Here is a 15108-nt window from a genome sequence, read left to right as displayed (position 1 = left end):
GATCCATGGCGATGATTTCTCGGACCCTTCGAATAACCGGTAGATCGACCATCTTCCCGTCCAATGTGAACGCGCCTTTGCCTTGCGCCGTCGCATCTTTTTCGCCGCGCGGACACGACGGGTCCCTCGAGTTCTTGTGCGCTTGGTGACAAGCCCCATCGATGTTTAAATGGATCGCCTGCGGCCCCACGAAGTTATCATTGTCTAAGAATCGCCGATGCTTCCTATCGAGCCGAGACTGCCGCATGGGGAACAGAACGGAAAGGTTCGGCGTCAAAAGCAGGTCGAGTTCTGGGGCACCGCCAACAGCTGCACTGAAGTCTTCAGTACCAAGCGCCATTGCAACCAGCGGCGCTAACAAGATGGGAAAGGAGGTCATTGCTATTGCCGCTGGCGGACTTCGGCCGGCCACCCCATTTCCTCTTCCGAGAGGTGAATTGTCCAACCAACCCTGCTGACTAATGACGAGCATGATCGTATCGTCAACGTGTCACAGAATTGCTTGCAAGCTCACGGCCTCAGCTGGGCCAACGAACATTGAACTCCGTGGACGAAGCCTGGACCCGTCGTCATCCAAGTCAATCCGCGCCTCGATGAGGGGACAGATCCTCAATTGGTTCAGCTGGCTTGCAGTATTGCACCTAGCAGTCACGGCGAGGACTGGGATTTGCGAAGAAGGCATTCTCGCAGTGCGGCCGTACGGTACCTCATTCCTGGCACACTGGATTAGATCGCTGGCGACATTAAGATCAGGTGTGACCGAGGTGAAATTTTATGTCGAAAACCTGAAGGCAGGGCGTCAGGCAGGGCGATTACAGAGATCCTATCGGACATGTCATCGCAGTTTCATCCACCATTGCTCGACCGAGGCGACACTCATCGTCCCATCAACCTAATCCATTGGTCGATCACGCCGTTCACGACCCTTGGCGAAGAAGGAATCAGCAGCCCCTAGGCTCAATTGGAAAGCGGGGCGGGGTCCATACGTATCTTCGTTTCCGGGCACCTCATGCTAATGAAGCCGCGACAACAGGTTGGTTATGCACCCAGGTGCTGGCCAATCCGGCTTGACTGGAAAGTTTCATACCCAGGCCTGGCACAGGCGAGCGTGATGCCGCTCTCGCTATGTTGGACCGCAGACGCCGCGACGGCGCATCGACTGGCGCTGGCGAAGCCTAGGACGCGCCAGTCAAGGACCTGCAAAGAGCAAGATCACGCCGCGCGTTGCCTTCAACGCCCATTTGAGCAGAAAGCAACAAGCCTCGCGTATAGCGATCGATGACCGCACGAAGCGCCATCCGGGCTATGATCTCAGTCAGCACTGCCCTAAGGGGTCAGAGGAGGGTTCGGTCAGTCAAGACCTCAGACGGCATGGCCAAGGTCAAGCTGCGAGGATGTGCCACCGCGGGCGCGGCATAACTTGGCGGGCTACAATTTGGTTCGCTTGCCCAGGCTGCTGGCAGCGCCGGTAGTCGGCCGCGCCGGACTGGCACCTACGTCTGGTCCATGAACGGTTGCTTTAGCAAAACCGAAGTCCTCGCCAAAACTCTTCGCCGACGTGCGACGACCGCGCCGGTGCTCGTTCCGGGGTCGGCAAGACGAAGACAGGCCTACTCTGGATTTATGCCCGCGATGACTGATTAGGGAGGGAGCGGACCGCCGGGCGTCTTATGTCTATGCGCCGGACCGAAAAGGCCCAGCGTGCGATCGCTCATCTCGCAGGCTCTCTACCGGAACTTGCAGGTCGACGGCTATAGCGGGCCATCGCTTGCTGGCCGACGAAAAGCGGCTTCACGCTCGCCTTCTGCCATGCCGCGCCCGATCGAGGCGCTAAGAAGGATCCGCGAACTCTAAAAGATCGAGGATGACATCCGTAGCCGAGGCCAACGAGGCCTTGCTGCACGCAGGCAAAAAGTGCTCAACCATCACGGCACTGGACCCAGGGCGGCTAGAGAAGCTCGGCCAAATCAGTCAGAAGACCAAGCTCACAGCGGCGATCCCCTACACGCTCTCGCGCTGGGAAGCGCCTCTCGCGCATCCTGGACGAGGCCATATCAAGATCGACAGCAACGTGGTCGAACGCTCAATCATACGCAACTCTTTTTGCAGCTCCGGCGGTGGCGCTGAGCACTGGTCAGTCATCGTGTCGCTGGGTGATCGCCGGGATTGGCCGGATAGCCTGAAGCTAAGGCCGTCGAGCCAGACCCTCTGACCTGCCACTGAACTTTCAACCAGTGGCGATTAGCCTCGGCCGTTTCTGTTATGGCGCGGTTTGAGCAACGGGCGGAGGCGCGAAGCCTTCATTGAGTGCAGCGTCGGAGCCGGTTGCGGCGAGGGTTCCGGCGAAGACCGCCGGGGTCAAATAGCGAGCGAGGAATGCGGCCTCACGGTGTTGAACAACACCAGGAAAGAACACCCACAGGACCGAGGAACGCAAGTTTCTTTATCCGTGGCATCCTTGGGCCGGGCGTTGTGTTCACGTTCATGAGGTGATCGAGAACGCCGACCGGGAGGTTTTCCGCTGCAGTCTCTCCCGCCACGCCTCCGATCGGTGGCTGGAAGTTCCGGCCTGGATGTTTGATCGCGGTCTGCACCGCGTGGCGCATTGCCCTGCCCCACATATCGATCCCAGAACGCTTGGCGTCTTGGTGACACTGCTGCAGGACCCGACGGCCAATTCCCACACCCCATCGCAATTGGAGGATTCGGGCGCAGCATCGGGTCCTCACGAAGCGAACCGGGGAGAGGTCCATACCGCGCCAGCCTACGACATATCAGTTCGATCTTCTCCAACCCGCACGACGCGCAGACCGCGCAGATGCCGCCATTCGCTCGCGCAGCCGCCGTAAGGCGCGAGATGCTGGCGCTGATTCCGGGTGCACACGAAGGCTACGTCGGCTGGGAAAGGCGGAAGCGATCCGCAAGATGGTGAGCGACCACGTGCCCACGAGCCGGCATCACGGGGCGCCCAAGCATGGCGACGCTCTGCTCGCCGACCTTGTCCGCTGCCGGCGCTGCGGCCGCGAGCTGACGGTCCGCTACACGGGAACCAAGCACAACATTCCGCGCTATTCCTGCTGGCGTGGTCTGCTTGACAATGGCGAGCCGCGTTGCATCGCCTTCGGTGGACTCGCGTCGATCGAAGGCGTTCATCCTCTGCCGGACGGTCCATGGGTCTTCAGCCGATCAACGCTTGACGAACCGGCGGCTCAGCGCATCGTTCATCGCGCGCGGCAAAACCCAAAATACCCCATGGGATCGCATCCAGATCAGCAAAACCTATTCACTCAAATGACATAGACAGATGAGTGTTATGAACAGGATTTAGGTCCTGCCTCCATTCGGCAGTGGCACTGCGGGCGTGGTCGAGGCCGAAGAACAGGCCATCGTTCAACAGCTCGTCTCGCATTCGGCCGTTGAGGGAATCGCGTAGCCATTTTGCATCGGCTTGCCCGGCGCGGTGTAGTGCCATTCGCTCCTGTTCAGCCGCTGATAACAGGCCAGTCAGTTGTTGCCCACAAGAATCAGGATCTCGTGGGCGCGCCGCACCACTGGCGGATCTATCATTTTGCCATTCAACGAGAATGCGGACAGTCCACGCGTGGCGGCATCATTTGCCGCCGCGACAACTTTATGGGCCCACTCGAGCTCCTGGGCGCTTGGCGAGAAAGCCTCATTGAATATGGCCACCTGTGTCGGATGGATCGCCAAAGCTCCGGCAAAGCCAAGCCGCCGCGCCCGCACCGCGGCCTCACGAAGTTTATGCGTGTCCGAGAACTCGCCGATGCTTCCTATGAAGCCCAGCGGGAGCAAGCCGGCCGCGCGGGCGGCAAACAGAACAGAAAGGTTCGGCGTCAAAAGAAGGTCGAATCCTGGGGCGCCGCCAACAGCGGCGCTGAAGTCTTCAGGGCCAAGCGCCATTGCGACCATCCTTGGATGCGCCGACGCAATGGCCGCAAGCCTTTGCAAGGCGCCCGGGGTCTCAATCTGGGCAAGGAACCGGATGCCTCCCTGCGGAAGATTTCTTTCACGTTCTAGTTCCGAAACCGCATTCGCGATCTCTATAACCCACTCTGCCGAATCCGTCTTCGGAAGAACCAGTGCGTCAACACCCGCCATCACGGCTGCATCGAGATCGGCCGCCAAGGCGCGCAGACCATGATTCACGCGGACCAAAACAGATGCGCCTTTCCGGCCCACCTCTGCCACGCATTCAGGAAGCTGCTGCCGTGACTCTCCTTTCCGATCCTGGGGCACGGAATCCTCCAGGTCGAGAATGACGCCATCTGCGCCCCGCTCATGGGCCGTCTCTACAAAGCGCGGAACGTGAACAGGAACGAAGAGCAGGGATCTCCAGCGCGGTACAGACATCGCGCCTTCAACGGCCGCAAAGGTGTCCTTGATCATGGAGACGCCTTTGCGGCCGATTTTAGCGCGGGCGCTGCCAGTGAGCTTTCTAGGCGGCCGGTGCGCTGAAATGATCCGAGGTACACAGGCATTTTGTAAACCGCGAGCAGTCTCACCTTACTGAAACGCGCGCTCACGCTGACGCGGCTCTTTCGCGCAAAAGCGCCCGCACCTCCTCGCGGACAGCCTCGGTATGAGAGCCAAGAGCCGGGACTGGGCGAAGCGAGGGGAGCTCCGAGTTGAAAATCGCCGCCGGCGCTATCGTCTCGACGGCTCCATCGGGTGTTCCAACCTGCACCCTGCGAATGTGTGGATGCTTTGAAACATCCACCACTTCGTTCAGTCGGCCATATGCCAGGCCGGCCGCCTCGAGCTCCTGCATCGCATCGTGGCAGGATAGTTCAAAAAACCGCTGTTCAATGATCTCATCAAGTTGCGCACGATGAGCGAGGCGCTCCATATTGTCAGCAAAACCAGGTGCGCGTGTGAGCCCGGACTGCTTCAGGAATTTCTCGCAGAAATTCACCCATTCGCGGTCATTCTGAACCGAAAAGATGACCTCTTTGCCGTCGGCACAGCGATAGGCACCATACGGCGCGAGCGACGGGTGTTTCACGCCTGCGCGTACCGTCTGGTAGCCGCTGTAATCATTTTGCAAAACCGGCACGTTCATCCAGTCGGCGACGGCATCAAACAGTGACACCTGGATGCTGGTCCCTTCGCCGGTGACCTCGCGGTGGTACAGTGCCTGAAGAATGGCGCTGTGCGCTGTCATGCCCGCCGAGATATCGCAAACCGAGACCCCTACACGCGCAGGCCCCTGTTGGTTGCCGGTGATAGCGCATAGACCTGTTTCGGCCTGGACGATCAGATCGTAGGCCTTCAAATGGGAATACGGCCCTGACTCCCCGAAACCAGAAATGTCGCAGGTGATCAGCCGCGGATATCGTCGACGCAGATCAGCGGACGCGAACCCCAGTTTTTCTATGCTGCCCGGCTTTAGATTCTGGATGAAGACATCAGCACTGGCAATGAGCGTGTCGAGGACGGCGCGATCCGCCTCCAACCTCAGGTCTAGACAGACCGACTCCTTACCCCGGTTGAGCCAGACGAAGTACGCGCTCTGCCCCCGCACCAGCTTGTCGTAGTTTCGGGCAAAGTCCCCTTCGGGCCTTTCGACCTTGATCACCCGGGCGCCTGCGTCAGCAAGGCGAGACGATGCGTAGGGAGCTGCAACGGCCTGTTCGACCGCCACAACCGTGATGTCCTTGAGACTGTTTAGCATCAGGGCGCTTCCTACGCGGCTTTCAGGTTTTGTGCCCGACGCCGATCAAGCATGGCGAGCAACCGATTTTGTTCGTTGCCTACAATGGAAAGACCTTCGTCGATGCCCATGCCAGGCTTCGCGAGCATCATGTCCGCCTGTGTTGCCACCGAAATGTGAACCGTCGCTCGCGCGGAGAGATCCGTCTCGCTGCAGCTGCCTCCCACATAGGCGTCCACGTTGTTCTCTTTGCACAGAAGCACCGCACGGGCGCTGTCGGCGATCGAGCCCACGTCCGGCGTCTTGATCTGCACGAGATGGGTCGCCTTAGCCTCCGCAAACAGACGCACATCCTCTAAGGTGTTGCAGCGTTCATCGACAACGATGCGCGCACGTGACGCGCGCGCATTCAGAATGCCGACGATCTGCCCGTAATTTTCGACCTGCGCCGGCGTAGACCCGAAGTCGGCTGGCGATTCGATATTCACCGTGAACTCCGGAACCGCGTCAGCAACCTTACTGATGAAGTCGGCGATGCGCTGGACGTCGAGCCCGATCTCCATACCGATCCAGCCGTACACATCGAAATGCAGCACCGGAGAATAGTCTGGTTGGCCGATTTGCTTGACGCGGTGCGCCACCCATTTGACGAAATCCAGAAAGGTTTCTCCCCCAACGCCGAATTTGCTACGCGAGTTGATGAGGCCATGCGGGATCACATCCACCCCCTTCAGGATCATTTTATCGACATTGATTTCGCGCGCATCACCGCTCTGGCAATAAATTGGGACACGACGATGCGGCATGGATAGGCAAAATTCCGAACAAACCACCTCCGCCATGGTACGACGCGCAGCATGGGCAGCAGCGCTTAAAAGGGCTTGGCTGACCCCATATTCGATGCATAGTGGGAGTCGTTTCCCAGTATGGAGATCGAAGACACTGGAGCAGGCTGTCAAAAAGCTGGACGCATCAATGTTTAAGAGCCGCGGGACAACAACACGTGACGTGAGATCCATGATGGCTCCGACGTCAAACAGGGGGTCACGCCCGCCAGCCCCTGAGTATTGCACTCCCATCATATCGCCCCAGGCGACCATATCGTCTTCCAGGACAAGCCCGACGCTTAAGCAAGCTGCCGGAACACGGATATCACGGAAGCCGGGCGTCAATGGCTCGCCGACGTAAACAAAACCGTCCTGGCCAACCCCTGCCCTAATGGCAGCTTGATCGTCATAAAAGAAGGCGCCGTTGCCGGGCGTGAGAATGACGTCTTTGATCTGCACTGAATTATACTCGAGTTTGGCCAAGCTATGAGCTGCGGCCGGATTTGCGCGCTCTGTCCTAAGTTATGCCCCGTTCGGAATCGGTTTTGCCAATATAAAGCCCCGAACGTGCCCATCTCGTTTTAAGATACGATAAAGTTGTTTTACGGGCGTCAGCGGGGACGGCACCGTCCGCCTCCCCTCTTGGTCGCGGTGCGCCGGATCGTCGCCCCTGCTTCCATAACAGAAGCTAGGCGATCAATCCGTCCGGCCAGCTCCCATCTCGGACCGCCACTTTCAACCATGGTTAGTATAAACCAAGCGATCAAGGATCAAGCAATCTTTTTGGCATGATTTTGGAAGACAGGATCAGCCGCTGATCGATCCGAGGAGCTGGCCTATAAGCTCCAGTCGAGGCCAGTGCCTTCATACCGGAGTTACTACAGCTGGCCAAGGCGCGGCTAATCTGTACCTCTAGTTATGCAGCGGCCGCGCAAGGATGGCTACCCCTTCATTGCGGTCGACATGCGCGCCCGATCCTATGGCTAGGACGATTGATGGCCCAGGCGCTCGGATGTCAATGGACGGAGCGGAAACAGAATCCATAGAGTGTAGGATACCTATAAGATCTCCCGACCTCACTTCATCCAACACAGAGCAGCGAGGTTCGAAGATACCCTGCGCGGGCGATTTCAACTCGTCTGATATCAGCGTCTCAAGGGTCTGACTGGACCTTTTGTTACGGAAAGACACGTCCTCGACTTTTCCTTCGACGAGTCCAAGCATAACGAGCGCGTTGCGAACTCCAGCTTCATAAATCGCTAGAGCTTCTGCGCTAACCGTACCACCGCCGAATTCCGCGCAAACGAATACCTTCCCTAGGCTATGTGCCCAACTGTCGAACATCCCAGCCGTGTCGTCATGTTGCCAGAGCAATGTTACGGGCAGCTTAAATGCCGCTGCCATTGCGAGCGTCTTAGCCATGAGATCCGCATCAGCAATTGGATGCGTGATGACCGCCGGGGGAAAATCCCACGTTGGGCCGAAGCTGTGCAGATCGAAAACGATGTCGGCATTTGGCAACAATACGCGTGAAACCGCATCCGCGATTCGTTCCGTAACAGACCCGTCGGCACGGCCCGGAAACACGCGGTTCAGATTCAAACCATCAAGCGGAGTATTGCGGCTCCATGCTTGAACTGCCAATGGATTAAGCACTGGCAGCACGATGATCCTACCACTGGTTTGCGCTTGTGGCAGCCACTCGATAAGCCGCCGCGCGACTAATGGCCCCTCCATTTCATTGCCATGATTCCCACCGGTGATAAGAAGGCGCGGTCCATCGCCCTTATTAAGACTAAAAACCGGAAGCGAGAACTCTTCATGGTCGGCGCCTCCCGGCACAACGAGGTGTCCTCTGCTCACGCCATGCGCATCGAGATCAAACGTAAGATGTGGTGCTTCGTTCATTGCTTAACCTATTGCGGGTGATCTGGCGACTTTGACCGGGCATATGGTCTTGTACACGGCTATTTTTTTCGCCTGGAACTATGCACACGCGGTCACCACTTCGCCAATATAATGTCCGAGACGGCACCATCGCGTTTTCAGATGACCAGGGCTCGCTCTGCTGACCTGTCCCTTGGTTCGTCACCTTGATCCCGGTGCACTAAGGGAGGAGGAAGGTCAAAGTCGCGGTGGGTAGCCGATTTCAGAAATCGCGCGATCAGCCGGTTGACGTTGGCTAGCTGTTCGTTGTTCAGACGGGCGAAGGATCTGTGCGATCCGGTCAGCGCCGTTGACCTCGAATTCCATCCTGGCGCGCAGCAAGAGGATCGGCAGGTCTGAGCTTGCTGGCGAGCAAGGCCGGCCGATCCCAGACATAGTCCGAATCCTTGATCCGCATGTGCCAGATGATAATTGCAAGAGCTTTACTGGTTTCCGTTTTGGACCAGGTGGCCATTTTATCCGCCCGTTGAAGCCCCGAACAGATGCTTGTCGCCAGTCCGTAGGAATAGGTCGGACGCATCATCAGGAAGTGGATCTGCCACGCCAGTTAGGCAGCGGCTTCCTGTAATGTTCGCTGCATGCTCGGTCGAGAACGCCACCAGACGGCATAGAGGACAAGCATCCAGATTAAAGGCAGAAGCATCAAAAGAGAAGCGACTGCAGCAATCGTCGGGTCGATTTGGTGGCGGATATTCTCCAGCATCTTCAAGGGCAACGTCCGCACCGACAGACCGCCGACCAAAGACGTTATGACCGCTTCATCGAATGACTGGAGGAATGCGAACATGGCGCCGCCGATCACTCCCGGCCTGATTAACGGCAGTGTTACGCGAAAAAACGTTTGCAGTGGTCCGGCACGCATACTCTTGGCCGCCTGCTCTAACGTCCGATCGAAGTTGGCCAACGTCGCAGAAACGATCACCACCACAATTCCAACAGCGCCGATACTGTGAGCGAGGGCGATACCACCCTTTGTGCCGATTAGACCAATCTGGATGAGACCCAGATAAGTCGCGATACCGACCACGATAACTGGAAAGGTGATAGGCGTGATTATGATCATTGTCAGCACGCCGCGAAGTCTTGCGCTTATTCGGCTCAATCCGAAAGCAGCAAGTGTTCCCAATAGAGTAGAAATAACAGCTACCTCGACACCAATCTCGACGCTGGTCCAAGCTGCTCCGCTCCAAGATGCATCGCCGAAAAACGAGCGATACCATTGAAGCGACAGGCCCGAAGGCGGAAATTGCAAAAATGCCCCGGAACTGAACGACATGATGACAACGATTATCCCTGGGAATAAAAGAAAGGCCATCACCAAAACGATAAAAACGATCGCGACGACTTTAGGCCATCGCCTTTCCGCCCCAGGCACGTAGCGCCGTCCCGTCCACCGTTTGACACGATAGGGACGCAGAATTTCGCTGAAGTTTCGTTTGATAACAAGAACAATGGGTAGTCGGGACATCGAGCCCTTCGGAGCTCGAGTTTGGCTTTGCTCTTGTTTGCCGGAGAGGTCAAGCCCGACCATGGAAAGCACCACAATGGCAAACCCGAGAAGGATGAAGGACGCAGCGGCAATGCGCGGAATATCGAACGAGCTATTCACCTCGGCCGCAATGAAGGTTGAAAGCATGGCATCGCGCAATCCCCCAAGTGCCGCCGGCGTGATATAGAATCCTAGGCAGAACACAAAAACTAGGAGCGAGCCACTCCGTGCGCCTGGAATGCTAAGGGGGAGAAATACACGCCTGAAAGCGGTGAAAGGTCCCGCTCCCATACTGCGTGCAGCAGCCATCAAGGACCGATCGATCCCCATCATCGCACTAACCAAGGGAAGTATCATCATCGGCAGCATGATGTGGACCATGCCAATATAGACCGCGGTTCGGTTATAGATGAGTTGCAGAGGTCGATCGATCAATCCGACGTCCAGCAAGATGTTGTTGATGACCCCGCGATCCCCAAGAATAACAATCCATGCGTAGGTACGCGCCAGCCCACTGGTCAAATAGGGGATGATCACGAGAGCGATGAGCGTCATGCGCAGAGTCTTGGATGCCGTGACGATCAGATACGCGGTTGGATAGCCTACGATTAAGCAGATGGCAGTTGCGACCAGACTTATTTCTATCGTTTGAAAGAGCACCCGCACATTAGCTGGCTGGGCGAAAAACGCTCCGTAGTATTGGAACGAGAAATCGGGGGCATTGACACTGCTTAGGAAAAGCAAGGTTATAGGGGCACCGAAAACCACAAGCAAAAGCGCGAACGCGGGCGCGGTTAACCCAAGTGGCACCTTGGCCATTCTGCGCAAAAGCTTCATGGATATCCCTTATCAATCGCTTATGGCGAAACGAAGCGAATGTCTGACCGCAGCCACGTGAGGCAAACCTCCTCGCCTGGCTGGAAAACAGGTTGGTCTGCCGCGACATGTTCCCGGACGATGAGAACATTGTTGCCAACGCGAACATGGTATTTTCGCAGAGGGCCGGCAAAAATCATATCGTCGACCGCACCGGCAACATATTGCCGCTGGTCCGTTTGAGCCCACTCCGCAGTCTTCGGAAGTACACTGATGCGCTCTGGCCTTATCATCGCAACGGTGCCGATTTGCGGCGCGTTGCCCCCTCTGGCCAGCAACAAGGCATCCTCGAGAATGTTCGCCTCACCCAGAAATTTAGCGACAAAGCACGATGATGGCCGATCATAGAGGGCCTCTGGTGTATCGATTTGCTCGACACGTCCTGCGCGCATTACAACAATCCGGTCTGACAGAGTAAGCGCCTCCTCCTGGTCATGCGTAACGCACACCGTCGTGATACCGAACTCCTTGTGCAAGCTCTTCATCTCGATCTGCATCTGCTCACGCAGGTTACGGTCGAGTGCGCCAAGCGGTTCATCAAGTAATAGGAAGGGTGGATCGGCAATCAGCGCGCGGGCTAGCGCCACGCGCTGCTGCTGACCGCCACTCAATTGGGATGGCATGCGACCGCCGAATTCCCCTAGATGCACGCGCTCAAGCATACGGGCTACCCGAACCTTCCTCTGATCGGGAGCCATGCCCCGCATTTCGAGAGGGAATTCCAGGTTTCGAGCCACTGTGAGATGCGGGAACAGCGCATAGCTCTGGAACACAATTCCTTGATCGCGCCGGTAGGACGGGACCGAAGCCACTGAATGGCCGGCGATCATAATATCACCCGAACTCGGGGCCTCAAAGCCGGCCAAGAGCATCAGGGTAGTGGTCTTACCCGAGCCGCTCGGGCCGAGAATCGTCAAGAACTCGCCGCGACGCACGGTCAGCGACAGATCCCTGACCGCCGGAACACTCCCGTACATCTTGGTAACACTGCTGAACTGAATTTGTGGCACCGATTGGTTCACATCTGCAGCGTCAACTTCCGAACGGGGGGCGGTATTCATTGCGTGCATGTTCACTGTGGCTCCTCCACCATCGCTGGCGTGCATTAGCAGGCATTTGCCGTACCTTCTGCCGTCGTACCCGATGCCGTGAGCGGAGAGGCTAGTGGGCTACCCCGCTCCCCGTCACATTTTCAGCATCAGTTTCGACTTTAGCCCGGTATGGAGTTACCCCGACCGGACTTTCGCACTTCAACCAACCCTACTGCAGGATCCACTCATTCCACCGCTGGATAAGCATCTCAGTGTTGGAAACACCGCTGGGGCCTACCTCATTGTACCATTTGCCGTTGATGGAAACGCTGCTCTTGATGTAATCTGGGTGGGTAGGGAGCTTGCGCGCAACTTTCTCGGGAAGAAGTTTGAACGCATTGCCGTTGCTTGGTCCCTCAGGAAACAATTGGCAAAATGCTGCCTGACGTTCCGCGCGAGTGGCGAATTCGATAAACTTCTGCGCAGCCTTCGCGTTGGGTGAACCCTTTGGAATGACCCAATAATCCCACTGCAGCTTCGCCTGGTTTCGATTGATCTCCGTCGCGGCGCCCTGATCGATCAACAGTAGAGCTCTTCCGTCATACGATTGAGCGATGTCAACGACCTTATCATGCAACATCTGTTGAATCTCTGATCCGCTGCTCCACCACTTACGGATGTGCGGCTTTATTTTGTCCAAACTGGCAAACACCCGGTCGATATCCATCGGGTAGAGCTTATCGGGAGATACACCGTCCGCTAACAGGGCCTCTTCCCAGGGTCCTTCTGAACCAAACTGGCCGGACACCAAGGTGCGAACGCCGGGAAACTTATCAGCATCCCAGAATTCAGCCCAGTTTGTCGGCCGGGGTTTATCAGCTGGGAATACGTCTGTGCTATATACCATATTATATGAGTAAATCAAATTTGCCACGCCAAACGGTTGCTTGGCAAATTCATAAATTCCGTCTAGCTCTTCTTTCCTGAACAAGGAGTAATCAATTTCTTCAAGAATTCCTTTCTTAGCTGCGACCAAGCCGGACCCTTGCGTAAGCGCCCCGACATCTACCGTGACATTGCCCGATTTTACCATCAACTCGACCTGTCCCATACCCATGTCGTCGGTGATTGGGTTGACCTTGATACCGGTCTCAGCTTCAAATGGCTTAGCGTAAGCCTCAATGTTAGCCTTTCCCCAATCGCCGCCGCCTAGCACTACGTTGATCTGGTTGGGTGTTTGGGCCGCAACGCGGCCCGCAATTGAAGACAGAGCGCCAGCCGCCATGGCGGTCGATGTCGCCTGCAGCAATCGTCGGCGATTTATTTCGTATTTCATGTCGTTACCCTCTTCTTGTGATCTCAGCCTTGATTAGCCAAGGTTGTTTTGCTTGGACAATGTCATGGTGCTAGAGCAGCCTCGGCCAAGTTGACCCAGTATCCAATGCCGTATGGCAGTGCTTCATCGTTAAAGTCGTAGGTTGGATTATGGAGAGCAGCAGTCGATCCATTTCCAAGCAGTATACATGCCCCCGGCCGCGCCTCTAGCATGTACGCGAAGTCCTCTGACCCCAAACTAGGTTTGACTTTGGGGTTCACCGATGAATGGCCGACCAGAGCACGCGCCACCTCTGTTGCCCGACGCGTTTGATCGGGATGATTGACAGTGAGGGGCTCCAGGCGGCGATGCTGAAACTCGACCTTCGCCCCGGAAGCGCGTGCAATATTTTCCGCGCACGCCTCAATCTGTTTTTCAGCGAAGTCGCGCAAAATCGGTGACAGTGTCCTGACTGTTCCGGCAATCTCCGCGCGTTCGGGAATGATGTTGTAAGCTTGTCCGGCGTTCAGCTTTGTGACGGAGATCACCAGGGACTCGGTGGGGTCCGTGTTGCGTGAGACTAGTGTCTGCAAGCCTAAAATGATCTGAGCTGCAACAACGACGGGGTCAATTGTCAGATGGGGAGCGGCCGCGTGACCCCCTCTGCCTTTGACCACAATATCGAACTCGTCGAGCGCGGCAAAAATCGAACCTTCGCAAATGCCGAACGCACCAACCTCCATGCCTGGCCAATTGTGCATGCCAAAGACCTGAGATATCCCGAAACGGTCCATGATCCCCTCCTGGACCATTCTTTGGCCGCCGCGGCCATCTTCCTCGGCAGGTTGGAAGATCAGGGCAACGGACCCTTTGAAGTTCCGGGTCGCGGCGAGGTATTTCGCGGCGCCAAGGAGCATTGCAGTATGCCCGTCGTGACCACACGCGTGCATCTGTCCGGACCTTTTCGACGTCCAAGGTTTGCCTGAAGCTTCGAGTATAGGCAGAGCGTCCATGTCGGCCCGCAACCCGATAGTGGGCCCATCTCCGAGTTGACCTTGGATCAACGCAACCACGCCGGTTTCAGCTATCCTGCACTCGATGTGGTTAATCCCGAAGGAAGCCAGCTTTTCCGCCACAAATGCCGCTGTGTCATTCACCCGATAGTCAAGCTCCGGATTCTCGTGCAGGTACCGGCGCCAAGTCATCGCTTCGATCTCGATCTCCTTGAACCTGTCAACGCCAACCATAGGCACGTTCCCGCATTTGAGTAATTTGGATCAGGCGCCGGTGCGTAATTAATGATCGATGCCACCGGTGTTTTCGTCAAATGCAGTTTGGATATCGTAACCATCTAGAACCGAGATAGCCCCGCGTTCAGGCCTCGGTGTTGGCGCCGGCGACTGCGACCCGATAACAAGCCGTTTGCCCTCAAATGGATAAGCTTCGGCCTTAGAGGACCAGCTGCGAAGTGCTGGCAATCATAAACTCTGGCTCTGCTGGCAACGGCCAATGGCAAAGGTCTGAGTAGGAAGAGCTGTCACCATCGCGACACTCCTCCCCCTCCCACGACCTACTTTCCAGGACTGCATGCGCTTTGCCACTCAATCCGCAAACCGCAGACCCTAGGCGGCGTGGACAAATTCGATGTTAGCAGGGTCGCTTTCCTGCGATCGGGTTGTTAGCATTGGGAATGACACTGGAAGAAGAGAGCGAACGAGCTACGTCGATGCTGATTGGCAAGGTTGTTCGCCGTGTCATGCGCCACCGCGATGGAGAGGTGGTGATCGAGTTTGAGGATGGCAGCCGATTTTTCGCGGATAGCGACAGCCCTCTCGAACTGTCCATCACCTTGGCGGAATAGTATATCCGCCTTACGGAATTTCGGACGTCGATGCGATTGACGTAGCCCAAGAGGATTGATTCAAGGCTGCTTTTTGGAGGCAGGTTTGAGC

At 56.8% G+C, this 15108-nt stretch carries 12 protein-coding genes and 3 pseudogenes; 3 read left to right on the top strand and 12 right to left on the bottom strand.

Going from position 1 to position 15108, the window contains the following annotated elements; translation table 11 throughout:
- Positions 1 to 379, bottom strand: a pseudogene (locus tag EN991_RS05420) (CoA ester lyase); the annotation flags it as partial.
- Positions 380 to 1864: 1485 nt separating this feature from the next.
- On the opposite strand from EN991_RS05420, the gene EN991_RS05415 reads away from it, so the two are divergent.
- Positions 1865 to 2212 carry a transposase gene (locus EN991_RS05415; protein WP_063169310.1) on the top strand — a complete coding sequence of 116 codons (348 nt, stop codon included), beginning with the start codon at positions 1865 to 1867 and terminating at the stop codon, positions 2210 to 2212.
- A gap of 48 nt (positions 2213 to 2260) precedes the next feature.
- Here EN991_RS05415 and EN991_RS40730 read toward each other — a convergent pair.
- A pseudogene (locus EN991_RS40730) lies at positions 2261 to 2397 on the bottom strand (IS3 family transposase); the annotation flags it as partial.
- Positions 2398 to 2925: 528 nt separating this feature from the next.
- On the opposite strand from EN991_RS40730, the gene EN991_RS40725 reads away from it, so the two are divergent.
- Positions 2926 to 3300, top strand: coding sequence for a zinc ribbon domain-containing protein (locus EN991_RS40725; protein ID WP_063169311.1), 375 nt, complete (start codon positions 2926 to 2928; stop codon positions 3298 to 3300).
- A gap of 55 nt (positions 3301 to 3355) precedes the next feature.
- Here EN991_RS40725 and EN991_RS05405 read toward each other — a convergent pair.
- The 10 genes and pseudogenes from EN991_RS05405 to EN991_RS05365 all read right to left on the bottom strand — a co-directional run.
- Positions 3356 to 3480 (bottom strand): annotated as a pseudogene (locus tag EN991_RS05405) (integrase core domain-containing protein); the annotation flags it as partial.
- A 24-nt stretch (positions 3481 to 3504) separates the two neighbouring features.
- Entirely contained in the window at positions 3505 to 4407 is a 903-nt protein-coding gene (locus tag EN991_RS05400) for a CoA ester lyase (protein ID WP_210326668.1), read from the bottom strand.
- A gap of 133 nt (positions 4408 to 4540) precedes the next feature.
- On the bottom strand, positions 4541 to 5692 hold the full coding sequence (locus EN991_RS05395; protein ID WP_063169312.1) for a CaiB/BaiF CoA-transferase family protein: 1152 nt from the start codon (positions 5690 to 5692) through the stop codon (positions 4541 to 4543).
- Between the two features lie 11 nt (positions 5693 to 5703).
- A complete protein-coding gene (locus EN991_RS05390) occupies positions 5704 to 6957 on the bottom strand; it encodes a methylaspartate ammonia-lyase (protein ID WP_063170371.1) in 1254 nt (417 codons plus the stop codon).
- Between the two features lie 453 nt (positions 6958 to 7410).
- Positions 7411 to 8406, bottom strand: a complete 996-nt coding sequence (locus tag EN991_RS05385) for a succinylglutamate desuccinylase/aspartoacylase family protein (RefSeq protein WP_063169313.1) — start codon at positions 8404 to 8406, stop codon at positions 7411 to 7413.
- A gap of 319 nt (positions 8407 to 8725) precedes the next feature.
- The gene (locus EN991_RS39770; protein WP_164548525.1) at positions 8726 to 8899 is read right to left on the bottom strand and encodes a hypothetical protein; all 174 of its coding nucleotides are present in this window, start codon (positions 8897 to 8899) and stop codon (positions 8726 to 8728) included.
- A 93-nt stretch (positions 8900 to 8992) separates the two neighbouring features.
- Positions 8993 to 10771: an ABC transporter permease subunit gene (locus tag EN991_RS05380; protein WP_063169314.1), complete on the bottom strand. Its 1779-nt coding sequence runs from the start codon at positions 10769 to 10771 to the stop codon at positions 8993 to 8995.
- A 20-nt stretch (positions 10772 to 10791) separates the two neighbouring features.
- Positions 10792 to 11880 (bottom strand): ABC transporter ATP-binding protein, encoded by a 1089-nt coding sequence (locus EN991_RS05375; RefSeq protein WP_224570037.1) that lies wholly within the window; start codon positions 11878 to 11880, stop codon positions 10792 to 10794.
- 190 nt (positions 11881 to 12070) lie between these two features.
- Complete coding sequence (locus EN991_RS05370; RefSeq protein ID WP_063169315.1) at positions 12071 to 13177, bottom strand: ABC transporter substrate-binding protein; 1107 nt, start codon at positions 13175 to 13177, stop codon at positions 12071 to 12073.
- A 62-nt stretch (positions 13178 to 13239) separates the two neighbouring features.
- The gene (locus tag EN991_RS05365; RefSeq protein ID WP_063169316.1) at positions 13240 to 14403 is read right to left on the bottom strand and encodes a M20 aminoacylase family protein; all 1164 of its coding nucleotides are present in this window, start codon (positions 14401 to 14403) and stop codon (positions 13240 to 13242) included.
- 443 nt (positions 14404 to 14846) lie between these two features.
- Between EN991_RS05365 and EN991_RS39765 the strand changes: the two genes are divergently transcribed.
- A complete protein-coding gene (locus EN991_RS39765; protein WP_164548526.1) occupies positions 14847 to 15017 on the top strand; it encodes a hypothetical protein in 171 nt (56 codons plus the stop codon).
- The last annotated feature ends 91 nt before the right edge of the window (positions 15018 to 15108 follow it).

Origin of the sequence: Mesorhizobium sp. M7A.F.Ca.US.005.03.2.1, from assembly GCF_003997795.1 — a bacterium.
Taxonomy (GTDB): domain Bacteria; phylum Pseudomonadota; class Alphaproteobacteria; order Rhizobiales; family Rhizobiaceae; genus Mesorhizobium; species Mesorhizobium ciceri.
The sequence above is the reverse complement of the archived record's forward strand: the minus strand, read 5'-3'. Positions and strand labels throughout refer to the sequence as shown.